At 69.6% G+C, this 25,382-nt stretch carries 15 protein-coding genes and 2 pseudogenes; 7 read left to right on the top strand and 10 right to left on the bottom strand.

Going from position 1 to position 25,382, the window contains the following annotated elements:
- Positions 1-137: 137 nt before the first annotated feature.
- Positions 138-1,364 (top strand): DUF4185 domain-containing protein, encoded by a 1,227-nt coding sequence (locus IF54_RS0137480; protein WP_030327129.1) that lies wholly within the window; start codon positions 138-140, stop codon positions 1,362-1,364.
- On the opposite strand, the gene IF54_RS0137475 is transcribed toward IF54_RS0137480, so the two are convergent.
- On the bottom strand, positions 1,300-2,328 hold the full coding sequence (locus IF54_RS0137475; RefSeq protein WP_030327128.1) for a bile acid:sodium symporter family protein: 1,029 nt from the start codon (positions 2,326-2,328) through the stop codon (positions 1,300-1,302). The genes IF54_RS0137480 and IF54_RS0137475 overlap by 65 nt on opposite strands.
- Before the next feature lie 183 nt (positions 2,329-2,511).
- On the opposite strand from IF54_RS0137475, the gene IF54_RS0137470 reads away from it, so the two are divergent.
- Positions 2,512-3,375 (top strand): LysR substrate-binding domain-containing protein, encoded by an 864-nt coding sequence (locus IF54_RS0137470; RefSeq protein ID WP_030327127.1) that lies wholly within the window; start codon positions 2,512-2,514, stop codon positions 3,373-3,375.
- A 71-nt stretch (positions 3,376-3,446) separates the two neighbouring features.
- On the opposite strand, the gene IF54_RS0137465 is transcribed toward IF54_RS0137470, so the two are convergent.
- Positions 3,447-4,451, bottom strand: coding sequence for an Lrp/AsnC family transcriptional regulator (locus IF54_RS0137465; RefSeq protein ID WP_030327126.1), 1,005 nt, complete (start codon positions 4,449-4,451; stop codon positions 3,447-3,449).
- A gap of 126 nt (positions 4,452-4,577) precedes the next feature.
- Here IF54_RS0137465 and IF54_RS0137460 point away from each other — a divergent pair, with 126 nt between their 5' ends.
- Together IF54_RS0137460 and IF54_RS0137455 are read left to right on the top strand one after the other, a co-directional pair.
- Positions 4,578-6,077 (top strand): MFS transporter, encoded by a 1,500-nt coding sequence (locus tag IF54_RS0137460; protein ID WP_030327124.1) that lies wholly within the window; start codon positions 4,578-4,580, stop codon positions 6,075-6,077.
- A 249-nt stretch (positions 6,078-6,326) separates the two neighbouring features.
- Entirely contained in the window at positions 6,327-8,153 is a 1,827-nt protein-coding gene (locus tag IF54_RS0137455; protein WP_030327122.1) for an AMP-dependent synthetase/ligase, read from the top strand.
- An 87-nt stretch (positions 8,154-8,240) separates the two neighbouring features.
- Here IF54_RS0137455 and IF54_RS0137450 read toward each other — a convergent pair whose 3' ends face one another.
- Genes IF54_RS0137450 through IF54_RS0137430 form a run of 5 tightly spaced genes read right to left on the bottom strand, consistent with a single transcriptional unit; the run spans position 8,241 to position 17,785 of the window.
- Positions 8,241-10,271: a PQQ-dependent sugar dehydrogenase gene (locus IF54_RS0137450; RefSeq protein ID WP_030327121.1), complete on the bottom strand. Its 2,031-nt coding sequence runs from the start codon at positions 10,269-10,271 to the stop codon at positions 8,241-8,243.
- Positions 10,272-10,285: 14 nt separating this feature from the next.
- A complete protein-coding gene (locus IF54_RS0137445; protein ID WP_030327120.1) occupies positions 10,286-12,535 on the bottom strand; it encodes an alpha-galactosidase in 2,250 nt (749 codons plus the stop codon).
- Positions 12,532-15,798: a glycosyl hydrolase family 28 protein gene (locus IF54_RS41820; protein ID WP_234439158.1), complete on the bottom strand. Its 3,267-nt coding sequence runs from the start codon at positions 15,796-15,798 to the stop codon at positions 12,532-12,534. The genes IF54_RS0137445 and IF54_RS41820 overlap by 4 nt, the downstream gene beginning before the upstream one ends.
- 12 nt (positions 15,799-15,810) lie before the next feature.
- A complete protein-coding gene (locus tag IF54_RS0137435) occupies positions 15,811-16,602 on the bottom strand; it encodes a heparin lyase I family protein (protein ID WP_030327117.1) in 792 nt (263 codons plus the stop codon).
- Between the two features lie 4 nt (positions 16,603-16,606).
- On the bottom strand, positions 16,607-17,785 hold the full coding sequence (locus IF54_RS0137430; protein WP_030327116.1) for a glycoside hydrolase family 88/105 protein: 1,179 nt from the start codon (positions 17,783-17,785) through the stop codon (positions 16,607-16,609).
- Positions 17,786-18,086: 301 nt separating this feature from the next.
- On the opposite strand from IF54_RS0137430, the gene IF54_RS0137425 reads away from it, so the two are divergent.
- Positions 18,087-18,923, top strand: coding sequence for an aldo/keto reductase (locus tag IF54_RS0137425; protein WP_030327115.1), 837 nt, complete (start codon positions 18,087-18,089; stop codon positions 18,921-18,923).
- A 78-nt stretch (positions 18,924-19,001) separates the two neighbouring features.
- Here the strand turns inward: IF54_RS0137425 and IF54_RS40085 are convergent.
- Together IF54_RS40085 and IF54_RS0137415 are read right to left on the bottom strand one after the other, a co-directional pair.
- Positions 19,002-19,702, bottom strand: a pseudogene (locus IF54_RS40085) (SDR family oxidoreductase).
- 142 nt (positions 19,703-19,844) lie between these two features.
- Positions 19,845-20,738, bottom strand: coding sequence for a class I SAM-dependent methyltransferase (locus tag IF54_RS0137415; RefSeq protein ID WP_030327113.1), 894 nt, complete (start codon positions 20,736-20,738; stop codon positions 19,845-19,847).
- Positions 20,739-20,886: 148 nt separating this feature from the next.
- On the opposite strand from IF54_RS0137415, the pseudogene IF54_RS40080 reads away from it, so the two are divergent.
- Positions 20,887-21,665: pseudogene (locus tag IF54_RS40080) on the top strand (phytanoyl-CoA dioxygenase family protein).
- Positions 21,666-21,759: 94 nt separating this feature from the next.
- Here IF54_RS40080 and IF54_RS0137405 read toward each other — a convergent pair.
- Positions 21,760-23,484 carry a glycoside hydrolase family 6 protein gene (locus tag IF54_RS0137405; protein ID WP_030327112.1) on the bottom strand — a complete coding sequence of 575 codons (1,725 nt, stop codon included), beginning with the start codon at positions 23,482-23,484 and terminating at the stop codon, positions 21,760-21,762.
- A 758-nt stretch (positions 23,485-24,242) separates the two neighbouring features.
- Here IF54_RS0137405 and IF54_RS0137395 point away from each other — a divergent pair.
- Positions 24,243-25,382, top strand: a 1,140-nt coding sequence (locus tag IF54_RS0137395) for a cellulose binding domain-containing protein (RefSeq protein ID WP_037821125.1), incomplete at its 3' end; no start/stop codon positions are given.

The following is a 25,382-nucleotide window of genomic DNA, read 5'->3' as shown; positions in this document are numbered from 1 at the left end:
CGCCCGGACGCTGCCTCGGGGACGCCTCCTGCGGCCCACCGCCCCGGACACAGCCCGAACACCTTCCTTCGCCACCGCCCCGCATCCCCGTCCCGCCCCATGGACCAGCCGTCCCCCAGCGGCTAACGTCGCCAACCGTGCCCGAGGACGGACGAGTGCGGCGGTGGAGCGGGAGCGGGGTCGGTCTGCTGCTGGTGCTGGTGCTCGTGGCCGTCGGGGTGGGCGTGCTGACCGACCGCGACGGGGGTGAGGGCACCGGCTGCACACCCCGCACCATCGGCGCCTGGTCGGCCGACGACCGGCTCACCGCCGAGTTCGCCCGGTACGGCGACGACCCCAACCGCGCCGACGACTGGACCGGCGGCGACGGCACGCACTCGGTGCGGCTGCCGGACGGCCGCTTGCTGTGGCTGTTCTCCGACACCTACCTCGGCGCGGTGTACGGCCCGCCCAACCCGTTCGGCGAGCCGTACTCCTGGCGCGACACCACCGCCCCGCTGGTGCGCAACTCGGCGGTGCTGATGCGCGGCGGCCGCCTGGAGTCCACCCTCCCCGCCCCGCTGTTCACGGACCCGGCCCCGAACCAGTGGCGCTGGCCGGTCGCGGCCCGGGTCGAACCCCGCTCCCCCGGCTCCGCCGAGCAGGTCGTCAGGGTGCTGCTGTGGGTGCGTACGACGGGCCCGTACCCCTGGATCTACGGCGTCCCGACCGCCACCGAGGTCGCCACGCTCTCCCTGCCCGACCTGCGCGTCGAGTCGGTCACGAAGGTCCTGGACGAGCAGCGGGTCGAGGACGCGTCCCGGCGGGTGCTGTTCGGGACCACGCTGGTCGAGGACGGCGAGTGGACGTACGTCTTCGGGGGCGACGACGGCCGGGCCGCGTCCCGGAACGCGTCCTCCGCGTACGTGGCCCGGGTGCCGGTCGGCGGCCTCGCAGAGCCGGGTGCCTGGGAGTACTGGGACGGTTCGGCGTGGGCGACGGGCGCCCGTCCGCGCCCGGTGCTCGGGGACGGGCGGCGTACCGGGGTGGGCAGCGCCTTCTCCGTCGTACGGCAGGACGGGACGTACGTGCTGTTCACCATGGCCGCGGGGACGAAGGGACTCGCGGCGGTGACGTCGTACTGGGCCTGCTCCCCCACCGGGCCCTGGCACGGCCCCGCGGGGGACTTCACCCCACCTCTGCCCGCGGGCCAGGTCGCCGCCTACAACCCGCAGACGCATCCCGCCGTGTCCGGCGGTGGCCGGCTGGTGCTCAGTTACGACGTCAACTGGCTGGAGACAGCGGGGGCTTCGGCGCAGCTCAACCGGAACGTGTCGCTGTACCGACCGCGGTTCGCGACGCTGAGGCTGGTCCCGCGGCGTTGACCGCCGCCGCCTCCTCGGCCCGCACCGGGTCCTGCGAGCGGCGCTTGGCGATCACCGCGCAGACCATCAACTGCATCTGGTGGAAGAGCATCAGCGGCAGCACGGCGAGTGAGGCGTGCGCGCCGAACAGGACGCTGGCCATGGGCAGTCCGGAGGCGAGGGACTTCTTGGAGCCCGCGAACTGGATGGCGACGCGGTCCTCCCGGTCGAAGCCGAGCACCTTGCCGCCGTACCAGGTCAGGGTGAGCATCAGGGCGAGCAGCACGGCCTCGACGACCATCAGTCCGCCGAGCCTGAGCGGGCTCACCTGGTGCCAGATGCCCTGGACCATGCCCTCGCTGAACGCGGTGTAGACGACCAGCAGGATCGAGCCGCGGTCGACGAGACCGAGGACCTTCTTGTGGCGGGTGACGAACGCGCCGATCCAGCGGCGGGTCAGCTGCCCGGCCAGGAACGGCACGAGCAGCTGGAGCACGATCTCCAGGAGCGAGCCGGCCGAGAACCCGCCGCCGCTGCTGCCGAGCAGGGCGGCCGCCAGCAGCGGGGTGACGACGATGCCGACCAGGGACGAGAAGGAGCCGGCGCAGATCGCGGCGGGGACGTTGCCGCGGGCCATCGAGGTGAAGGCGATGGAGGACTGGATGGTGGAGGGGACCAGGGTGAGGAAGAGCAGGCCCTGGTAGAGCGGGTTCGTCAGGAAGACCGGGACGAGTCCGCGGGCGGCGAGGCCCAGCAGCGGGAAGATCACGAAGGTGCAGGCGAGCACGGTGACGTGCAGCCGCCAGTGCTTGAGGCCGTCGAGGGCCTCACGGGTGGAGAGGCGGGCGCCGTACAGGAAGAAGAGGAAGGCGATCGCCGCCGTGGAGGCTCCGGAGGCCACGTCCGCCGAGGTTCCGCGCGCCGGCACGAGGGCGGCGAGGCCCACGGTGCCGAGCAGCAGCAGGATGTACGGGTCGACCGGCATCCAGGCCGGCCACTTCAGGCGCTTCACGATGCTCCACTTGCTCATGTTCGACGGCGGTACGAGGACATGCCGGGTGCCTCCCCTCAGGGCGGGAGTTCCCCCTCCATCGTCCTCCCTCACTCCTTGATCGGGAATCCCGCATACCACTCTGACTGTCATCACGATTCGCGATAACCTGGCGGTGTGTACGACCCGTCGCAGCTGCGTACGTTCCTGGCGGTGGCGCAGACGCTGAGCTTCACGCAGGCCGCCCGGCGGCTCGGGCTGCGCCAGTCGACGGTGAGCCAGCATGTCCGGCGCCTCGAGGACGCGGCGGGGCGGCAGTTGTTCAGCCGGGACACCCATTCCGTGGAGCTGACCGAGGACGGCGAGGCGATGCTCGGCTTCGCGCGCCGGATCCTGGAAGTGCACGACCAGGCGACGGCGTTCTTCACGGGCACGCGCCTGAGGGGGCGGCTGCGGTTCGGGGCGTCGGAGGACTTCGTGCTGACCCGGCTGCCGGAGATCCTGGAGGGCTTCCGGTACGACCATCCCGAGGTCGATCTGGAGCTGACGGTCGAGTTGTCGGGCACGCTGCACGAGCAACTCGCCGCCGGGAAGCTCGACCTGGTGCTGGCCAAGCGGCGTCCCGAGGAGCAGCGCGGTGAACTGGTGTGGCACGACCGGCTGGTGTGGATCGGGGCGGAGCGGCTGCGCCCGGACACCGAGCGGCCCGTGCCGTTGATCGTCTACCCGCCGCCGGGGATCACCCGGGCGCTCGCCCTGGAGGCGCTGGAACGGCAGGGGCGGGAGTGGCGGATCGTCTGCACCAGCGGAAGCCTGAACGGCCTGATCGCGGCGGCGCGGGCGGGGCTGGGGGTGATGGCGCACTCCCGGGGTCTGGTGCCGCCCGGCCTGGTGCGGGTGCCGGACCGGTTCGGCCTGCCGGAACTGGGACGGGTCGACTTCGTCCTGGTGCACGGCCCACGCCGCACCGCGGCCCAGGGCGCGGCGGACGCCCTCGCCGCAGCGATCCTGGCGGCAGGCGACCGCCTCCACCGCGGATGACCCATCGCCACCCCTGACACCGAGGACCCTCACCACCCCGCCGCCGACCACCCTCACCACGGCGGACCTGTTCAGCGCCGGGGGCCGGCCCCCCGCTCCCGATAAGTCAGCTGCTTGATCCGGCGCAGGAACACCGTCGTGTCCACGTGCCGCACCCCCTCCAACTGACCCAGCGGCCCGCTGAGGTAGGCGTACAGATCGGCGGTGTTCCGGGCCAGCACCGAGGCGATGATGTTGCACGGGCCGGTCGCCGCCGACGCGTGGGCGATGCCGGTGTGGCCGGCCAGCGCCTGCCCCACGGAGTGCAGCGCGGACGGTGCCGCGGTGATCCACAGGAGAGCCGAGACCGGGTGGCCGAAGATTCCCGGATCGCACTCCGAGTCGACGAACACGGCACCCGACGCGAGCAGCGCCGAGAGCCGGCGTCGGGCGGCGGACTCGGTGAGACCCGTGGCCCGCTGCAACTCGGGGTAGCCGGCCCGCCCGTCCCGCTCCAGTGCGGCCAGCAGCGGCTCGTCCTCCGGGGTGATCCGCACCTGGCCCGGGACCGCTTCGTGACGAGGCCGCAGCGCCTCGGTCTCCGCGGCGGTGAGCGCGCCGAGCTTGGAGACCCAGCTCTGCGCGCCGCCGTAGAAGCGGTGCAGCAGTTGGTGCGCGCGGATCTCCACCACGCTGGGGGTGCGCGGGAGTTTGCCGAGCAGCAGGTCGTCGTGGTCGCCGGAGCTGCGCGGCCGGGTCATGCACAGGACCTCGGTGCCGCCCGAGGCGAGGCCCACCCAGGAGGTGTCGGGGCGCTTGGCCAGCGCCTCCGCGATCGCCGGCGCGCTGTCCGGGGCGCAGCGCACCCGCAGCATCCACTGGTCCTCGCCGAGCCGGTGGGCGTCCCGCATCACCACGACCCGCAGCCCGCCCTCGGCGCACAGCCTGCGGTAGCGGCGGGCGACGGTCTGGTCGGAGACGCCGAGCACCGCGGCGACACGGCTGAAGGAGGCCCGGCCGTCGAGGGCCAGCGCCGACAGCAACCGTCGGTCGAGGGCGTCGAAGCCGGGCGAGGTGGTGTGGGATTCCGTCTGCACAGGGCCCTCCGGTATCGGATTCCGGCACCGAGGCGCCCCCAGCCGTTCCGTTCGGCCGGTGTGGCCCATCGTACGAAGTCGTTCGCATCCGTCGCAGGAGGAGTTGAGGACATGCGTACAGAGGACATGCGTAGCTGGGGGCCGCTCACGGCCGTCTGCCTGAGCACGTTCATGTTGTTGCTGGACGTGACCATCGCGGTGGTCGCGCTGCCGGACATGGCGAGGTCGCTGGACGCCTCGCTGAGCGATCTTCAGTGGGTGATGGACGGCTACGCGCTGGCGCTGGCCGCGCTGCTGCTCGGCGCGGGGGCCGCGGCCGACATCCTGGGGCGGCGCCGGGTGCATGTCGTGGGGGTGGGGGTGTTCGCGGCGGCCTCCCTGGTGTGCGGGCTGGCGAGCGGTCCCGGGATGCTGGTCGCCGCACGCGCGGTGCAGGGGCTCGGGGCGGCTGCGATGCTCGCGACCACGCTGCCCCTGCTGGGCTCCGTCTACCAGGGCAGGCGGCGCTCGGTGGCGCTCGGCGTGTGGGGCGCGGTCAGTGGTGCCGCGGCGGCGGTGGGGCCGCTGCTCGGCGGGGTGCTGACGGACGGGCCGGGCTGGCGGTGGATCTTCTACGTCAACCTGCCGGTGAGCGTGGCCGCGGTGTGGCTGACGCTGCGGGTCGTACCGGAGTCGCACGGTTCGCGAGAGCGGCGGATCGACTGGGCGGGCACGCTGACCTTCGCGGCCTTCGCGGGCGGGCTGACGTACGGGGCGGTACGGGCCGGTGAGCACGGCTGGGCCGAGACGGGCACCCTGCTGGTGTTCGCGGCCGCCGCCCTCGCACTGGTCGCGTTCGTCGTCGTGGAGTGGCGCGGTGCCGATCCGCTGCTGGACCCGCGGCTGTTCCTGAAGCCGGCGTTCTCGGGGGTGATGGTGGGCGCACTCGCCTTCAACGCGGCCGCGTTCAGTCTGATGGCGTACGACTCGATCTGGATGCAGACGCTGCTCGGGATGAGCCCGGTGCGCGGTGGGCTGGTCTTCCTGTGGCTGTCCCTGTCGTCGTTCGTGGTGGCGGCGGCCGGCGGCCGGCTGCTGCACGGGGTTCCGGCGCGGATCACCGTCGGGGGCGGTCTGCTGCTGACGGGCACCGGGCAGTTCTGCGTGACAGGCCTGGACGCGGGGTCGACGGCGTCCGCGCTGGTGCCGGGGATGGTGCTGCTGGGTGTCGGTACGGGACTGGTCGCGCCCGGCATCGCCGGCGCCGCGCTGGCCGCCGTACCGCAGGACCGGGCCGGGATGGCGGGCGGAGCGGTCAACGCCTTCCGGCAGCTCGGGTTCGCCCTCGGCATCGCCGTGTACGGCACGGTGCTGACCTCGCGCATGCGGGACACCCTGCCGGACGGCGCGGCCCACGCGCTGGCCGGCGGGGCGGCCGGTGCGCTGCGGGACGCCTTCCCGGAGGGTGCGTTGCGGGCGGCGTTCGCCTCCGGTCTGAACTCCGCCGCCGTGGTCGCGGGGCTGACCGCGACGGTGGCCGGCGCGCTGGTGCTGGCCCTGGTGCGGACGGATCGCGCGACACGGAGCGGAGTGACGGATTCTGGGCTGGCGGCGCTGAAGGAGGAGAAGGTCGCCCCTCGGGGGTGACCGGTTCACCAGGGGCGTGAGCCGTAAGCGGGTCGTACAGATTCGGTGGAGATTACGGCTCCGAACCTCTCTCAAACCGTCGGTTCTGTGCCCGACCCTTCCCCATGTGAGCGTATTTTCCGGCAGCTACCTGCCGGTACGTGAGCAGCGCTCGGCTTCGGCCCCTCTCCCGTCGGATGCCCGGGTGGGGTAGCTTTCACGGCGCTGTGCGGAGCGTCACTGAGCGCCAGGGAGAGCGGGGAGCGGGGTTTGCGCGAGTTCACCAACCCTCCGTTGGCGTTGGCACCCCCGGTGGGCGGACTGGCCGACGTCGTCTTCGAGCATGCCCGCAACAACCCCATGCACATCGCCCTCGGCCGCAAGGACGAGGCCGGCCGCTGGCGGGACGTGACCTCGGCGGAGTTCCGCGACGAGGTCATGGCCCTGGCCAAGGGACTGCTCTCCCAGGGCATCCGCTTCGGCGACCGGGTCGCGATCATGTCCCGCACCCGCTACGAGTGGACGCTGTTCGACTTCGCGCTGTGGACGATCGGCGCACAGGTGGTGCCGGTCTACCCGACCTCCTCCGCCGAGCAGTGCTTCTGGGCGCTCTACGACGCCGAGTGCACGGCCGCGATCGTGGAGCACGAGGACCACGCGATGACGATCGCCACCGTCATCGACCGGCTGCCGGCGCTGCACCGGCTGTGGCAGCTGGACTCCGGCGCGGTGCAGGAGCTGTACGACGCGGGGGCCGCCATCGAGGACGAGGTGGTGCACCGCCACCGGCAGGCGGTCACCCCGGACTCGGTCGCGACCATCATCTACACTTCGGGCACCACCGGCCGCCCCAAGGGCTGTGTGATCACCCACGGCAACTTCATGTACGAGGCGGACACCGTCATCGAGCGCTGGGAGCCGGTGTTCCACTCGAAGAAGGGCGACGAGGCGGCGACCCTGCTGTTCCTGCCGCTCGCCCATGTCTTCGGGCGGATGGTGCAGGTGGCCGCGATCCGCGGCGGGGTGCGGTTCGGCCACCAGCCGCAGATGAACGCGGCCGCCCTGCTGCCGGACCTGGCCGCGTTCAAGCCGACGTTCTTCCTGGGCGTGCCGTACATCTTCGAGAAGGTCTTCAACGCCTCCCGCCGCAAGGCCGAGAAGGAGGGCAAGGCGGGGCCGTTCGAGAAGGCGGTCGACGTGGCCGTGAAGTACGCGGAAGCCATGGAGGCCAAGGCCTGGGGGCTGGGACCCGGCCCGTCGGCGGGGCTGCGGATGCAGCACCAGCTCTTCGACAAACTCGTCTACTCGAAGATGCGGGCCGCGATGGGCGGCCGTATCAAGCAGGCCATGACCGGCGGTTCGGCCATGGACCGCAAGCTGGGGCTGTTCTTCGCGGGCGCGGGCGTGCACATCTACGAGGGCTACGGCCTCACCGAGTCGACGGCCGCCGCCACCGCCAACCCGCCCGAGCGCACCCGCTACGGCACGGTCGGCCAGCCGATCCCGGGCATGACCGTGCACATCGCGGACGACGGCGAGATCTGGCTGTACGGCAACAACGTCTTCCAGGGCTATCTCAACAACGAGAAGGCCACCGACGAGGCCCTGCACGACGGCTGGCTCGCCACCGGCGACCTGGGCTCCCTGGACGAGGACGGTTATCTCACCATCACCGGCCGCAAGAAGGAGATCCTCGTGACCTCCGGCGGCAAGAGCGTCTCCCCCGGGGTGCTGGAGGAGCGGGTGCGCGACCATCCGCTGGTCTCGCAGTGCATCGTCGTGGGCAACGACCGGCCCTATGTCGCCGCCCTGGTCACCCTGGACCAGGAGGCCGTGGAGCACTGGCTGGCGATGCACGACAAACCGCGGATGACCCCGGCCGAGCTGGTGCGCGACGCCGACCTGGAGACCGAGGTGCGGCGGGCGGTGGTCGCCGCCAACACCCTGGTCTCGCAGGCCGAGTCGATCCGTACCTTCCGTATCCTCGCGCAGCCCTTCACCGAGGAGCACGGACTGCTGACGCCGTCGCTGAAGCTGAAGCGCAAGGCGATCGAGACGGCGTACGCGAACGAGGTCGAGGCGCTGTACCGGGCCTGAGGACCCGGGTCATGGCCTGACGACCCGGTTCATGACCTGACGACCCGGTTCATGACCTGACGACCCGGTTCATGACCTGACGGCCTGTCAGCTGATCGTCACGCGAAAGATCTTGTCCGATCCGTCCGCCGCTCCTCCGTTGTTGTCGCAGTTGGTGGTCGACAGCCACAGCTGGTCGGCGCCCGGCACCTTGGTGACCGTACGCAGCCGGCCGTAGGTGCCCACGTAGTACGCGGTCGGCGTGCCGACGCTCTCGTTGTCGCCGTTGATCGGGATCCGCCACAGCCGCTCCCCGCGCAGCGAGGCCATGTAGACGACGTTGCGCACGATCGCGATGCCGCTCGGCGAGGCCTCCGAGACGTTCCAGGTGGCCTTCGGGTTGGTCATCCCCGCGGTGGAGCAGGTGCCCTCGCAGACCGGCCAGCCGTAGTTGGCGCCGGGCTTGATGAGGTTCAGTTCGTCCTTGGAGCTGTTGCCGAACTCCGCTTCCCACAGGCGGCCGTTGCGGTCGAAGGCGAGGCCCTGCGGATTGCGGTGGCCGAGGCTGTAGACGTAAGTGCCGAACGGGTTGCCCGGGGCCGGTTTCCCGTCCGTCGTCATGCGCAGGATCTTGCCGTTGAGGGAGCTCTTGTCCTGCGCCAGGTCGGGTGTCTGGGCCTCGCCGGTGGAGACGTAGAGGTAGCCGTCGGGGCCGAAGGCGAGGCGTCCGCCGTTGTGGTAGCGGTTCTTCTTGATGCCCTGAAGGAGCACGGTGTAGTCGCTCAGTGCGGACCCGTCGTACGTCATACGGACCACGCGGTTGCCCTCGGACGCGGTGTGCATGAAGTAGACGCGGTGGTTGGTCTCCCACTTCGGGTCGACCGCGACACCCAGCAGTCCGCCCTCGCCGTTGGTGGTGACGGCGTTCGGCACGGTGCCGACCTGCGTCTTCGTGCCGTCCTTGGTGACCTTCCAGACCCGGAAGTCGTCCCGCTCGGTGACCAGCGCGCTCTTGCCGTCGGGCAGCCAGAAGATGCCCCAGGGGATGGTCCAGCCGGAGGAGAGCGTGGCGACGGAGGAGGGGACGCCGCCGTCGGTGGCACACGCCTTGGTGGTGAAGGTGACCGTGTTGCTCGGCGGGCTGACGTTGCCGGCCGCGTCGCGGGCGACGACGTTCAGGCTGTACGGGCTGTTGCAGGCGAGCCCGGTCAGCGTGGTCGAGGTGCCGGAGGTGACGGACTTGTAGACGGTGGTGTCACTGCGCACGTCGTAGCCGGTGACCGCCCGGTCGTCGGTGGAGGCGCCCCAGCTCAGTGCGGCGCTGTTCGCGGTGACGTCCGCCGCGGACAGGGTGCCGGGCTTGGTCGGCGGGGTGGTGTCGGAGCTGGGCTTGGTGGTGCAGTCGACGACGGGGCTCGCCGGGGACGTGTTGCCGGCCGCGTCGCGGGCGATGACCGTGAGGTTGTAGGTGGTGTCGGGGGTCAGGCCGGTGAGCGCTTTGCTGGTCGAACCGCCCGGCGCCTCACCGATCTTGTTGCCGTGCTCGTAGAGGTCGTACGCCGTCACGCCCACGTTGTCCGTGGAGGCGCCCCAGGCCAGTGTGAGCCCGTCCTCACCGATGTCGGAGCAACTGGGCTGCCCGGGACGGCTCGGGGCCTGGGAGTCGGTGGCCGCGTCGACGCCGATGCGGTCGAGGTTGGGGCCTCCGGCGGCGGTGGTGGCGGTCGCGCGGATCTTCGCGGAGCCCGCGGTGAGCGGGACGTCGATTGTCTTGGTGGCCCAGGTGTTCCAGTCGGCGGTGGCCGGGAACGAGACGGCCGAGGACACGACCGTGCCGTTCACGGAGATGTCCATGGGCCGGTCGGTCGCGGTCCCGTTGGCGTAGCGGAAGGTGACGGCCGTGGTACCCGCGGAGGCGGCGCTGACGGTGAACTCCACATAGGAGCCCTTGACGTTGGTGTAGTCGACGAAGCCGGTGCCCGTGTAACCGGTGTGGTTGGTGGCCACCGTGCCCTGTACGACGGTCGCGTCCTCCGCCTGGTAGTCGGTGGCCGCGTGCGCGGTGGCCTGGCTCAGGCCGACGAGGGGCAGTGCGAGGGCCGCGGCGAGGCCGTAGGGCAGAACTCTCTTTCTTTTCACGGATGTTCCTCCCTTCAGCCGGTGTACTGGGTGAAGACCTTGAGATAGTCGTACGGCTGCTGCATCACACCGCTGCACGAGTCTCCGTCGGTGCCCGAGCCGCAGGGGCGGTCGCGGTTGACGGACCAGTAGGTGAGGCGCCCGATGTGGTGCTGCTGGGCGTAGGCGAGCATGGTCCTGAAGTCGGCGACCCGGACCCGCTCACCGGAGTCGTCGGTCTTGCCGTTCATCGAGGACAGCCCGATATGGGCGTAGGCGGTGGCGTCGCTGTAGCCGAACGCCGACTTGACCCGTGCCTTGAGACCTTCCATGGCCTGCGTGGTCAGGGTGCCCATGTTCGTGGTGCCGCCGCCGAAGTCGAACGGCATGATGCACCACACGTCGTTCGCCAGGCCCGAGTTCGCCGCCCGCTTGATCATGTCGACGCCGATGGAGTCGGGGCCGCTGGTGGTGGTGCCGAAGGTGATGACGGTCTTCAGGCCGGGGTTGTTCGCCTTGACGGTCTTCAGCGCGTCGACGACCCGCTGCCGTACGGTCGCGTTGGACCACTCGGTGTTCTCGATGTCGATGTCGAGGGCCTTCAGCTGGTAGGCGTTGATCACTTTCTGGTAGGCGCCGGCGAGCGCCGAGGCGCTGGAGCACTTCTCGCCGAGCTTGTTCCCGCTCCAGCCGCCGACGGAGACCATGACGTCACCGCCGGCGGATCTGATCGCGTCGATCCTCGACTGGTCGGTGCCGCCGGTCAGCGGGCGCGAGCCGTCCCACTTCGGGTTGCAGCCGCCGTCGGAGAGGATGAACGCGAGGGTGAACCACCTGACGCCGGTCGCCGACATCACCGAGGTGGGGTTCTGCGGGCTGCCCCAGCCGAGGTACTCGTAGGGGGCGACGGCCATGCCAGGTGAAGCGGCCGCGCTCTTCAGGGAGTTGACGGGCTTCACGCGGACCAGCCGCGTCTCGCCGGGCCGCAGGCTCGCGCTGTAGGAGTCGGCGATCACACCCTTGCGGGAGCCGGACCACAGGTCGGTGACGTCTCCGGAGCCGGTGAAGCCGACCTGGGACCAGTCCACGGCGACCGTCGCGTTGCCGGACGTACCGGTGTTGAACAGGGCCACCACGTACTGGCCGTCGCTCTCCTTCTTGCTCCAGACCTGCTTGACCCCGCTGCTCACGATCCGCTTGGCGGCCACGCCGTCCTGGTCGACCCCGATGAGGCGGTCGTTGGTCAGCATCGCCTTGTCGACGGAGTCGAGGTGGGTGAGGTCGGTGCCGAGCAGCAGCGGCGAGGCCGCCATCGCCCACAGGGTGAAGTGGGAGCGCCGCTGGTCGGCGGTCAGGCCCGCCTGGTCGCCGTTGCCGACCTCCAGCGAGTCCAGGTCGTTCCAGCCGCCGGGGCCCGCGTACGGCTGCCAGGAAGCGGCCGAGTCGAAGCGTTTGGTGACGTGGGACCAGTCGGTGAGCGGATAGCCGCTGCCGTTGCTCCCCGGCCCGCAGTAGCACTCGACGTCACCCTGGGTACGCCAGCTGTTGGCCAGTTTCCGCCAGGTGGAGGCGTCGGCGATCGGGAGGTTGTTGGAGAGCGCGAAGTTGATGGGCCGTCCGGTGGCGCGCAGGGCCTTGTCCCAGGCCTGGACGTCGGGGATGTCCTGGCCGCCCACTCCGTCGATCTTCAGGTAGTCGACACCCCAGGACGCGAACTGCCTGGCCCAGGAGTTCACGAACTCCTGCGCGCCGGGCTTCCCGTAGTCGATGTAGTACATGTTCTTGCAGTTGTAGTTCTTCTCGGTCTTCGAGGTGTCCGCGATGTCCTTCGCGTGGTACGAGGTCCCCTCGATCGGGGTGTTCTTGGTGACGGCGTTCTTGGCGATGCCGGGCGTCACGTAGAAGCCGAACTTCAGGCCCTTGGAGTGGATGTAGTCGGCCAGCGCCTTGATGCCGCCGGGGAACTTGGCCGTGTCGGCGGTCCAGCGGCCGTAGCCATCGACGACGAAGCCGTTGCTGTCGCACTTCTGCCAGAAGTCGTCGAGGTTGACGTACACGAATCCGTGGTCCTTGAGTCCACTGGCGACCAGCGCGTCGGCCTGCGCCTTGATCTTCGCCTCGGTCGGAGTGCGGCGCACGTAGCTCCAGCTGGACCAGCCCATGGCGGGCCGGACGGACTGCCCGTTGTCGGAGGCGGCGGCCGGCTGGGCGGTGCCCACGAGCGGCACGGCGGCGGCGAGGAGCAGGCCCGCCACCGCGGCCGTGAGCGATCTGATCCGGATCATGACTGTCCCCCGTTCGTGGGTGTGGCGTACGACGTGCCGATCCACGTCTCGTCGACGCGCAGTCGCTTGTAGCGGGTGGTGTCGGTGGCGGCGGCCCAGGTGGAGGTGACCTCCAGACGGACATAGCGGGCGTTGGCCGCGGTCAGGTCGATGCCCTGCATGCCGCGGCGGCTCGGCAGCTGGCCGGTCTTCACCGCGCTGCCCCAGGTGGAACCGTCGGCGCTCAGGTACACCTTGTAGTCCTTGATCCGCGCCGACTGCTCGGTGTCCGAGCGGGCGTAGGCCACGGAGTCCTCGCGCTGGTTGAGCCCGAGGTACTGGACCTTCTTCGAACTGCCGAGGTCGAAGGTGAGGTTCACCGGGAGGGTCTTGTCGTTGTCCCAGTAGGTGCCGTAGTCGCCGTCACCTGCGGCCGAGCCGGCGTGACCGCTCGCCGAGGCGCTCGCGCTCACCTTGACGCCCGTGAGGATGCCCTGGCGCCCGGCTGTGGTGACCTTGAACACCGTGTCGTACGGGTCCCAGTTCCCGAGGCCGGCGACGGTGAGTACGCCACCTGACTGCGACCACGAAACCGCCGCGCCCGTACGGAGGTTGGTGACCGACGCCACGCGGTAGCCGTTGTCGCGGATGCGCAGGGTGCTGGTGCTGGGCGGGGTCAGGACGTGGATGTACTGGCGGTCGGGGTCGGTCTTGCTGATCGTGGTGACGCCATGGGCGCCGTCGTTCCAGAAGCCCGGCTTGAGCCCGCCGTACAAGTAGCCGCCGCCCTCCGTGCCGTGCAGCGACTCCCAGATGGGTTCGAGGTAGGAGTTCGCGAAGTTGTTGAAGTCGGCCTGGTTGGCCGGGAACTTGCCGTTGACCTGGGCGGTCTCGGCCATCAGTGCCTTCACGGACGAGCCGGCGTTGGTGACGAGGCGGCCGAGGGTGAGCATCTTGTCGACCGACGGGTCGGTGCCGCCGTACCACCAGGAGCCGGTGGAGGGCAGCTTGAAGTCGGCCTCGGTGAGGCGGGGTTGGGCCGTGTAGACCGCCTGCGGGTAGTCGTACGCAGGCGTCATCCCCGTCTTCTGCTCATTGCTGATCATGTCCATGATCGGCGTGTCTTCGTTGTTGTTGCTGAGCGTGTAGTTCGGACGCTTCTCGTAGATCTGCCGGTAGAGGTCGTGGCTCTCCCAGTAGGCGTTGTCGTTGTCGATCCAGAAGCCCCCGAGGTCGGGGTAGCGGTCCATGACCTCGAAGAAGTTGTCGTAACTGAACTGACCGAAGCCGTCGTTGGAGGTCAGGTCGACGTTCTTGCCCTTGTAGGCGGAGTAGGCGGCCGAGTCGAGCCACTCGTGGCCGCCCTCCTCGTGCCACTGGGGGTCGTTGGTCATGTAGAGGATGACCTTCAGCCCCTTGGCCTTCGCGGCGGTGATCAGTTCGCCGAGGAAGTCCCGTTTAGTGGAGCAGGAGCCGGGGATCTTCGACGGCCAGGTGCGGGCGTAGCCGAGACGGCTGTGGAATGAGGCGAGGACGAGGTACTGCGTGTGCAGCTTCTGGGCCTCCTTCACCCAGTAGTCGGCGTTCCAGCCGCCGTTGGTGACGTCGTCCTCCCAGGCTGTGCAGCTGGTGTGGGCCGGTGCGGTGCGCAGGCCCCAGTGCAGGAAGAGGCCGCCGACGGAGTTGCGCAGGAAGTCCTGGCGGGGGTTCTCGAGGTCGAGCGGCCTCACCACCGTACTGCCGCAGTCCTGGCTTCCCGAGACCCGCAGGGAGCCCCCGGAGGTGTTGTGACTGTCCGTCAGGCAGCCGCCCGTCACGTCCTGGAAGCCCAAGTCGAACGGGGAGCCGCCGCCCTTCTGCGCGGTGAAGCGCGTGAGCTGGACGCCGTCCGCCGCATTGGCGAGGAATGCCGGGCGGCCGTCGTCCGCTGCGAACTTCACGGAGCTGTCGGTGAAGCGGATGTCGTCGGCGTTGTGGAGGTACCAGCCGTACGCCGGCCGGGTGCCGATGGCCTTGGGGTTGTAGTCGTTCGGGTCGTTGCCCGGCACACCGGTGGACATGGTGCCGTTGCCGCCCGGGACCGTGATGTCGACGTGGTTGAAGGTGACGCCCTTGATGCGGTGGCCGGTCTCGCCCCACAGGGTCGGGCTGAAGGACGGACTGCTGCCGGTGGCCGTGATGTCGTCGTACGTGATGTCGCTGATCGATCCGACACCGGGGCTGTTGCCGCACCGCTTTCGGGTGCCGATCTTCTGCATGATCGGCGAGTGGACGTTCGTCATCGTGATGTCGCGGTAGTGGACGTCGGAGATCTTCGCGCCGTCCATCGACACCATGCCGAGGCCGGACTTGTCGGCGCCGTCGATACGGATGTTCTCGAACCGGTAGTCCGAGAAGTCGCCGCAGGTCTCCGAGCCGAACATGAGGGCGTTGCAGCAACGGGCGGACAGGAAGCTGTCGCCCACGCGGACGTGGCCGTTGGGCAGCTTGGCGCCGAGGGCGTAGTCGCTCTTGAAGACCAGGGCGTCGTCGTTGGCCTTGATGTTCGCGTTCGTCACCGTGACGTTCGTGGTGGAGATGATGTTCCAGCCGTCGCGGTCGCTCGCGGTGTCGATGGTCAGGTGGTCCGAGGTCACGTTCTTGCAGCCGTTGACGAGCGCCGCGAAGTGGCCGCCGCGGCGCAGGGTGAGGCCGTCGCCGATCGTGAGTCCGTCGCACCGCGTCAGGGAGATGATCTTGTCGGCCTCGCCGGACTTCGGGTTGCCGGTGATCAGGTTGCCCATGCCGTCGATGACGCCCTGGCCGACGAAGCCGATGTCGGTCAGCTTGTCGCCGTAGATCATCGCGTCGCGGAAGTGGCTGTGCCCGTAGTCCTGGTAGCTGTCGTACGGATTGGACTCGGCCTTGTCGTAGGTGTCGGCACTGGAGCCCTGGAGGGTGGCGCCCTTGTCGAGGCTGAGTGTCACATGGCTCTTCATGTGGATGGTGTTCTTCGACTTGTAGTCACCGGGCGGGAAGCGGACGACTCCGCCGCCCGCCGCCGAACTGGCCGCGGTGATCGCCTTGTTGACGGCGGGGGTGTCGTTGGCGGAGCCGTCTCCCTTGGCGCCGTAGTCGCGTACGTCGAAGACGGCGGCGGCTCGGGACGGCTCCTGCGAGGCGGCCGGGACTGCCGGGGCCGCCGGGTGGCTGAGTCCGAGGACGACAGCGACGACGAAGAGGACTATCGCCGCCGCTCGGGAGCGGGAGCGTGGGCCGTGCGGGTTCGCAGTGGGGGGTATCAAGGCGACGGCTCCTCAGACCAGTTGGTAGCCGCGGAGGTTGCTGAGCAGCAGGTAGGTGTTCTGGAGGGAGCCGGAGGTGTCGCCGAGGGAGCGGTAGATGCCCCACTTCGGGCGGACGCGGTCGGCCAGGAAGGTGTCGACGCCGGTCTTCGACGCGTCGATGACGGTCGAGCCGGCGGACTTGAGGATCCAGCGGACGGAACCGGCCGAGCCGTCGCCGACCTTGATCTGGAAGTCGACGTCGGTCCACTTGTCGTGCAGCGGGTCCAGGTCGGTGCGGCCGACGAGGATGTCGTCGATGGCGAGCTTCAGCTCGATCGTCTGCTTGCCGTTCACCCGGCGTAGTGACTGCACGACGATCGGCGAGGTGCCGCTGCCGGGCTGCTTCATCTGCATGATGTGGGTGAAGGTGGTGGTCGCCTTGAGGGAGCTCGGGATGTACATCGAGTAGGTGACCCGCCAGGTCTGGCCCTTCGCCCACTTCAGGTAGTTGCCGCCGCTGCCGTTGCGCAGCCCGGTGACCTCCTGGCGCTGGCGGTCGGTGGAGGTGTCGCGGTCGACGGTGTGCATGTCGAAGCGCCAGTTGTTGCCGGTGGTGTGGATGTGCGGCTGACCGGCGGTGTGCGAGTCGGCGCGGTCGTCCTCGATCGTCTCGAAGGCGCCGAGGCCGTCGGCGCTCGCGGAGGGGGCCCACTTCTGCTGCCAGGAGGCGGCGTGGGCGGTGGTGGCCGTCGGCAGACCGGCCGCGGCCGCCGTGGCACCGCCGAGCGCGGCGCCCAGCAACACCCTTCTGGATGTGCTCATGACACTAATCACCTCGCAGTTGTTCGTTCATGATCAGGAAGGCGCCCAGGCCGTGGAAGTCGTTGGTGGCCCGGTCGCGAGCGATGTAGTACGCGTAGTCGCCGACGTTGGTGCCGACGGAGATGTCGGCGAGGTTCGTGCGCCCGTCGGAGCCGACCGAGAGCCGGGCGAGCACGCCCTGGTAGCCGCGGTGTGCGACGGCCTTGAAATGCCGGTCCAGGTACCCCTGCTGGGCGCCGCGCGAGAGGGCGTAGGTGAACATGCTGGAGCAGGACGTCTCGGTCCAGTTGTCGCCGCGGGCCCCCTTGTCGATCACCTGGAACCACCGGCCGGTCGCCGGGTCCTGGTACTTCTCCAGGCCGGCCGCCAACTTGCGGAGGACGGAGAGCAGCTGGGTCCGGCGCGGGTGGTGCTGCGGAATGCCGTCCAGGACGTTGACGATCGCCATGGAGTACCAGCCGACCGCACGGCACCAGTGCTCGGGGGCGAGCCCGGTCTGCGGATCGGCCCAGCCGGCGGTCTTCGACTCGTCGTAGGCGTGCTTGAGCAGGCCGTTCGCGACCTGGAGGTGGCTTCCGTAGACGGCGAGCTGTTTCGCGGCCTCGTCGTCGGTGGACGAGCTGTCGCCGAACTCCTCTCCGCACTCGACGAGGAACGGGTTCACCATGTAGACGCCGTCCGCCCAGAGCTGGTGGGCGCGGCTCGCGGTGTCGGCGTGCCAGAAGCCGCCGTCGCTCGTGCGGGGATAGCCCGCCAGGCGGTCGACGATCTTCTTCGCCGCCTTGCGGTAGCGGTCCTGGCCGGTCTCGTGGTGCAGGATCACCAGCAGCCGGCCGGCCTGCATGCTGTCGAGGCTGTTGAATGACTGGCCGATCGAGCCGTCGCTCTTCACGAAGCGGTCGACGTAGTCCTTGATGTAGGTCAGGTACCGGTTGTCATGGGTGCGCTCGTACGCGAGGTACTGGCCGTAGAGGTAGAGGCCGACCGGGTAGGACCAGCCGCCGATGCCGGTCGGCGTGTAGCGGGCCATGGTCGACTCGACCATCGCCACGGACCAGTCCCGGTCCGGGGACGGGCCGGCCGGGGAGCCTGCGGTCGGGGATGCGGCGGCCGGCACGGTGACCAGGGTCGCGGCGGCGAGTGCAAGGGTCGTCAGAGCCGCGCGAAGACGACGGCGTCTCATGTTTCCTCCCTCTCCGTGAGCCAGGAGACACGGCAAACATCGGATGAAAGTCCAGGAAGATTCATATCCATGAACCGGGTTCAGACTTCCGCCCGGTGGCGCGATCCAGAGTCGCGGCAGGACCGTCGGCGGTCAATGGTCTGTACCGAAGAGGTCGGATGCATTTCCGGCCAATTTCAGCCATGACCCACTGACTCACGGGTCAGTTAGGGGACGGATTCTCCGGTCAGGAATGCATCACGGCTCGTGATCGTTGACGATGGGAGTACCACCGTCCGACAACCGTAAGGATCAAGAGCTCGTGAGCAGCAAGGTCCCCCCGATCATCCTCAACAACGGCGTCGAGATGCCCCAGTTGGGCTTCGGCGTGTGGCAGGTGCCGGACGACGAGGCGGAGCGCGCGGTCAGCACGGCGTTGGAGGCCGGGTACCGCAGCATCGACACAGCGGCGATCTACGGCAATGAAGAGGGCACCGGCAAGGCCATCGCGGCTTCCGGGGTCCCCCGCGAGGACATCTTCGTCACCACCAAGCTCTGGAACAGCGACCAGGGCTACGACGCGACTCTGCGCGCCTTCGACACCTCGCTGGCCAAGCTCGGCCTGGACTACGTGGACCTGTACCTGATCCACTGGCCGACGCCCGCCCGCGACCTGTACGTCGACAGCTACAAGGCGTTCGAGAAGCTGCACGCCGATGGCCGGATCAAGGCGATCGGTGTCTCCAACTTCGAGCCCGAGCACCTGCGGCGGCTGATCGCCGAGACGTCCGTCGTCCCGGCCGTCGACCAGATCGAGCTGCACCCGCACCTCCAGCAGCGGGCCGCCCGCGAGTTCCACGCGGAGCAGGGCATCGCCACCGAGGCCTGGTCGCCGCTCGGTTCCGGCAAGGGCCTCCTGGAGGTCCCGGCGGTCGTGGCCATCGCCCAGAAGCACGGCCGCACCCCGGCCCAGGTCGTGCTGCGCTGGCACCTCCAGCTCGGCAATGTCGTGATCCCGAAGTCCGTGACGCCGTCGCGGATCAAGGAGAACATCGAGGTCTTCGACTTCAGCCTGGACACCGAGGACCTGGCGGCGATCAGCGCGCTCAACGAGGACCGGCGCCTCGGCCCGGACCCGTCGACGTTCAACGCCGCCTGACGCACCAGCGCTTCGGCCGGCGGCGGGCCTCCCGTATCGGGGGCCCGCCGCCGGCCTTCGTGTGTCCGGCGCCGAACGTCAGACGGGCTGCCCGATCGGACGGACGACGACCGTGTTGATGTCGACGCCCTCCGGCTGCCGTACGGCCCACACCACCGAGTCGGCGATCTGCTCGGCGGTGAGCAGGTGACCGGGCGGCAGGCTGCCGTAGCTGTCCCAGAACGGCGTCTCCACGCGCCCCGGGGCGACCAGGGTGACCCCGACCCCGAACTCCGTGACCTCGCGCCGGGCGTTCTCGGCGAGCCCGGTCACGGCCCACTTCGTGGCGCCGTAGATGTTGCCGGGCCCGTGCACGAACCCGGCGACGCTGCCGATCAGCACGATCCGGCCGCGGGTCTCCTTGAGCGCGTCGATGGACGCCCGGATGAGCAGGGCGGGGCCGAGGACATTGGTCAGCACCATCTCGCTCCAGCCCGCCGGGTCCCCGTGGCCACGGTGTCGTGCGTGGCAAAGCCGGCGTTGGCGACGACCGTGTCCAGCCGCCCGAACTCCTTGAGCGTGCCGTCGACGGCCGCCTTCACGTCGGCGTACTCGCCCGCATTGCCGACGAACGTCAACAGGCCGTCTGGGTTGCCTAGTTCCTCGGCGAAGGCGCGCAGCCGTGACTCACCGCGGCCGGTGACGGCCACCTTGTGGCCCGCGTCGAGCAGTTGCCGTGCGACCGCGGCACCGATACCGCTGCCACCGCCGGTGATGAGTGCGACCGGTGCCTCGGACATGGTTTCCCCCTGTGTTCCGCTGTGCTCTCGTGGACGGCAGGGAGTACATCAGTTGGAGCATTCTCGAAGTCAAGTGCCGTGAGCCCGGTGGGAATCGGGTACTGCCGGCCCGGCTTCGGCGGGGCCGCGGGGTTCCCGGGTCTCAGCCGGTCCGCACGGCGGTGTGCACGGTGTGCGCGGCGAGCACGAAGACGTCCCTCCGCCGATGCACGCTCGCCGCGTCCTCGGGGTCGAGCAGCCGGTCGAGGGTCTCCCGGTCGTCCGGCGACAGCTGCTCGGCGAACACCTCCCGCAGCCGCCCGAGCGACGCGGCGATGTGGGCCCGGGCCCGATCCGTCGTCGGCGCCGGAAGATCCAGCAGGAAACTCCGGGTCCCCGTGTGCCGAAGCCCCGCGGCGGCCATCAGCGCGGGCCAGTCCTCGGTCTCGGCCACGGAGTCGGCCAGCCCCGCCCGCATCTCGGCGAACCACTCCTCCTCCAGCGCGTCGAGCCGCGCCTGGAGACCGGGCCGCCCGATCCCGATGTCCCGGGGCAGGAAGCGGGCGGGCAGCCCGCCCTCCATCAGCGCCAGGGTGCCCCCGCGCACCAGCCGGGCGGCGAACGCGGCGATCCCGGCCCGCTGGTCCCCCAGGTGGTGCAGGCTCCGGCTGGCCCACAGCAGGTCGACGGGGTAGTCCAAGTCGTCGAGGATCCCCGGGAGTTCACCGGTGAGGGTGCCGAAACGGTCGGCGAGACCGAGCCGCGCGGCCCGCGCCGTGGCCCGCTCCAGCAAGGGCTCGGCCGCGTCGACGGCGACGACCCGGGCTCCGGGAAACGCCTCCGCGAGCAGACAGGAGAGCACTCCGGGCCCGCTCCCCGCGTCGACGATCAGCCCCGGTTCGGTCTGCTTGTGCCCGAGCCAGGCAAGGGCCCGCTCGTACAGGGGCGTGAACAGTTCCGCCTGGGTCTCCAGGTGCTCGGCCATCCTGGACCAGTCGATGTCGGTGTGCTCGTGACCGTGGTGATGGTCCTGCTTGTGGTTGTGGTGGTGCGCCATGCCGTCAGCCTCTCCTCAGGATGCCGACAGCGTGCGCCGACGCACCGCACGGACGCCAGCGATGTTGCCGTCGCGGCAAAACCACGGCAGCGCGGACGCAGGGAGAAAGGGATGCGTCGGTAGAGGCCCCTACACCACCATGACCGGCATGGACGACGAACTGGTCGAGCGCTTCCGCGACGACGGATTCGTGAAGATCGAGGGCGCCTTCCTGCCGCGCGTCGCCCAGCACTGCGCGTCACTGCTGTGGCGGGCGACGGGCTACGACCCCGAGGACCAGGCCTCCTGGAAGGACCCGGTGGTGTGGGTCCCCGGTATGGCCCAGGGCCCCCTCGCCGCAGCCGCCAACTCTCCTGCCCTGCATACGGCGTTCAACCTGCTGATGAGTGAGGACCGCTGTCAGTCCCGCTATTCGCTGGGCACGTTCCCGCTGCGGTTTCCGCCCGTTGGGGAGCCGGACGACAAGAGAAGGCACAGAGGGACCCAAGCCACCTTCCCGAGGGCGCGCAGCCGGGGATGTACCACACCAACCTCCGTTCCAGGGACCGCGCGTTGCTGATGCTGTTCCTGTTCAGCGAGGTCACGGAGGAGGACGCCCCGATCCGCATCAGAGTGGGCTCCCATCTCGACGTACCGCCGGTCCTGGAGCCGTACGGGGAACAGGGTGCCTCCTTCCTGGAGTTGGGCCCGAAGGTGGACGAGGCATCGGCACACCGCCCCCTCGCCCACGCCACCGGCAGCCCCGGGGACGTCTACCTCTGCCACCCGTTCCTGGTCCACGCGGCCCAGCCGCACCATGGCACGACCCCTCGTTCCATGGCTCAGCCACCGCTGCTCGCGGCGCAGCCGTACGAGCTGGACCGCCCGGACGGCAACTACTCGGCAGTGGAGTTCGCCATCCGCCGGGGCCTGGCCAAAGAGCACTGACCAGACCCCGGTGGCGTTGGCCCTCGGGGGCGCGGGGAACTGCGCGGCCAGCCACGACGGACCGGCACCCGCAGTCCCACCACGCCCGGCCCGGCTAGAGGGCGGGGTACGCGTTCTTCATGAGCTCCTGGAACTGCGCCGAGAACCAGTGGCCCGACAACGGCGCGTTCGGCAGGGCACCGGACATGTGGTTGTTGTTGCGCGGGTTGCCGGTGTACGTCGGGTCGCACATCCGGTCGAAGCCCTTGCCCTCGTCGTTCGGAACGGCGCTGCTGGCGCCGTCGGACTCACCCGGCGGCTTGATCCAGACGTACGCGTCGATCCCGGCCGCTGGACTGGCCTGCGGGCGCTCACCGAGGCCGGCGCCGGCCTGGTTGCACCAGTTGCCGGTGTTGAGGCGCCGGTCGATACGGCCGCCGTCGACGTAGGTGTCCACGTCGGTCTTGGCGCCGGGACCGGTCGGCCGGGCGCTGCCGCCCCAGCCGTTGCGGGAGGTGTCGATGAGCATGCCGACGCCCGAGGGGAAGCCCTGGCTCACGGCCTCCTGACGGAAGGCCTGGGCGTAGGAGAGCTCGTCGACGTAACGGTTCCAGTCGACCCACTTCGACTCGCGCACGGACTTGCCGTTCACGGAGTCGTTGATGGTGTAGTACGGCTCCTTCAGCGCGCTGTAGTTGGCGGTGTTGGTGATGAAGCCGTGGACGTCGTTCACCGTGGCGCCCTCGGCGGTCGCCGCCTGCTTGATCGTCTGGACGGTCGCCGAGAAGTTGTCGTCCCAGCCGAGCCAGCCGTGGTGCCCGGCGTCCACGTAGTTGTAGACGTTGGGGACGTCACCGAGCTTGTTCAGCGCGTAGCCGACACCCTTGATGTAGTTGCCGTTGGACTTCATCGTGTCGCAGTTGGGGGTGGCGGTGTTCCGGGGCGACACGTTGGTGACGAGGTTCGGCAGGGAGTCGAGCTCGACCGTGGTGACGATCCGCAGCGAGGCGTACTTGGGGTCGGCGAGGATCGCGGCGATCGGATCGATGTACTGCGTCTTGTACTTGTCGATGTCCGTCGGACCGAACTCACCGTTGGAGGCGAGCGCGGCACAGTCGCGGCCCGGCAGGTCGTAGATCACCAGCTGGACGGCGAGTTCGCCGCTGCCCTTCTGCTTCAGGGCCTCGTCGAGGTGCGCCCGCAGGCCCATCTTCCCGCCGGCGCCGTTGATCGCGGCGACCCGGTCCAGCCACACGCCGGTGGGCTGGTTGGCGATGCGGCTGCCGCCCGGCTCGGCGGCGGCATTGGCGGACCACTCGGGGTTCACGTACACCTTGGCGCCCGCGTAGGGGTTGTCGACCCGGGTGCCGGTGCCGGGGGTGCCCGGATCGGTCGGGCCCGGGTCGGTGGGGCCGCCACCGCCGTCGACGTTGCAGGTCACCCCGTCGAGCGTGAAGGTGGCCGGCACCGCGTTGGTGCCGCTGTAGGTGCCCTGGAAGCCGAAGCTGACCGAACCTCCGGTGGCCAGCGAGCCGTTGTAGCTCTCGTTGGCGGCGGTGACGGCCGTACCGCTCTGACTGATCCTGGAGTTCCAGAAGTTGGAGACCTTCTGGTTTCCGGCGTACGACCACTTCAGCGACCAACTCGACTTGGGGGCGCTGTTGTTGGTGATCGTGACGGCGGTGGTGAAGCCGGTGTCCCACTGGTTCTGCACCTTGTAGTCCACGGTGCAGGGGACGGCGGCGATGCCCACGTCCCCGGGGACCACGGCGAGGGCGGTCCCGGAGGCCCCTGCGACGAGCGCAAGGGCAGCGAGGAGCGCTGTTCTCGTACGACTCATGAGTGCGGGTTTCCTTCTCGATCGCGGGTGTTGTCCGTCGAGCGGGTGCTGTGCGTGGAGCGGGTGCTGTGCGTGGAGCAGGTGTGTGCGATGGAACGGGACGGTGCGGGTGCTGTCCGTTCAGGGCGCGCAGACGGTCGCGCAGCCCGGTGCCGAACGCTGTGGGTGTGCCGTCGTGACCCCAGGGCGAGCGTCGAGTTCCAGCAGCCCTCGTTCGCGCAGGAGTTGACGTTGCACACGTGCCGGGCGGCGGTGGGATCGCCCGCCGGGCCGCCCGGCCGGTACGTCAGCCACCGGCCGAGGCCGTTCGCGCAGGCGGGCCCGCCGGCCAGGATCAGGTCGGTGGCGGGTGTTGGCCGACGAGTCCCAGCAGTCGCTGGGTGTGCTCCACCGAGAGCAGGCGGGGATGACGCCGAACGCCTTGACAACCGCAACCGTCACGGACCCGACAGGGGCGACCGCATCGGCGACGGCGGTTAAAAGTACTGAACGCGGGGGGTGTCGCATGAGCGACTCCTTGCAGATCAGCGCATCGTGACGGACGCGTCGACTGATGGAATCGCTCCCACTGGTGTCAAGGAAGGTAGCGCCAAGTGACGGCAAAGAACAGAGGAGTCACCGGCCTTTTGCGCGGCCTGGTCGTCGAATCTTTTCGACTGTTCACAAGCCTTGACCCCTTGAAGCCCCGTCCCCACTATGGGAGCGCTCCCACTGGTTCAAGCCTTGACTTCTCCGAGCCGCACAAGGAGGAACCAGCAATGCCCCCCACCAGGAGACGCCGGACCGCCCGGCGATTGTGGACCGCTGTCGTGGCGGCCATGGCGCTGCCGTTCGCGATGCTGAGTGCGGCTTCAACTCCCGCACAGGCAGCCGCTGTTCAGTGCAGCGTCGACTACAAGACCAATGACTGGGGCTCCGGCTTCACCGCGGACCTGACGATCACCAACCGCGGCACCGACGCCATCAACGGCTGGACCCTGACGTACGGCTACGCCGGCAACCAGAAGCTGAGCAACGGCTGGAACGGCGTCTGGTCCCAGTCCGGCCAGAACATCAGCGTGAAGGACGCCGGCTACAACGCCACCATCGCCGCGGGTGCCGCCGTCTCCACCGGCGCGCAGTTCACCTACAGCGGCAGCAACAGCGCGCCCACCAACTTCGCGGTCAACGGCACGAGTTGCACCGGCGCCCACCAGCCGCCGATCACTGTGCTGACCAGTCCGGCCGCCGGCGCGGTCTACACCCAGGGCACCGCGGTCCCGCTCGCCGCGACGGCCGCCGCCGCGGACAACGCGACGATCAGCAAGGTGGAGTTCTACGACAACACCACACTGCTGGGCACGGACACGACGTCGCCGTACTCGCTCTCGGCCTCTGGCTTGACCGTGGGCAGTCACTCGTTGCTGGCGAAGGCGTACGACAGCCTGGGTGCGTCCGCCGAGTCGACGCCGGTCGGCATCACCGTCGCCTCGGGCCCCGCGATCGTCGCCTCGACCACCCAACTGGCCGTCCAGCAAGGCAAGACGGGCACCTACACCGTGAAGCTGTCCACGCAGCCCTCGGCCAACGTGACCGTCACGACGGCCCGTGCGAGCGGCAACTCGGGCCTCTCGGTCACGGGTGGCGCCTCGCTGACCTTCACGCCGTCGAACTGGAACACCGCGCAGACGGTGACCATCACCGGCAACGCCTCCGGCACCGGCGCGGCGACCTTCGAGTCCACGGCCACCGGCCACGCCAAGGCCTCGGTGAACGTCACCCAGATCGCGGCGACGGGCACGTACAACGCCCGCTTCCTCGATCTGTACGGCAAGATCACCAACCCGGCGAACGGCTACTTCTCCCCCGAGGGCATCCCCTACCACTCGGTGGAGACGCTGATCGTCGAGGCGCCGGAC

Source organism: Streptomyces sp. NRRL B-3229 (assembly GCF_000719505.1).
GTDB classification, from domain to species: Bacteria; Actinomycetota; Actinomycetes; order Streptomycetales; family Streptomycetaceae; genus Streptomyces; species Streptomyces griseorubiginosus.
Note: the sequence above shows the minus strand (reverse complement) of the source record. Positions and strands in the feature narration are given on the sequence as shown.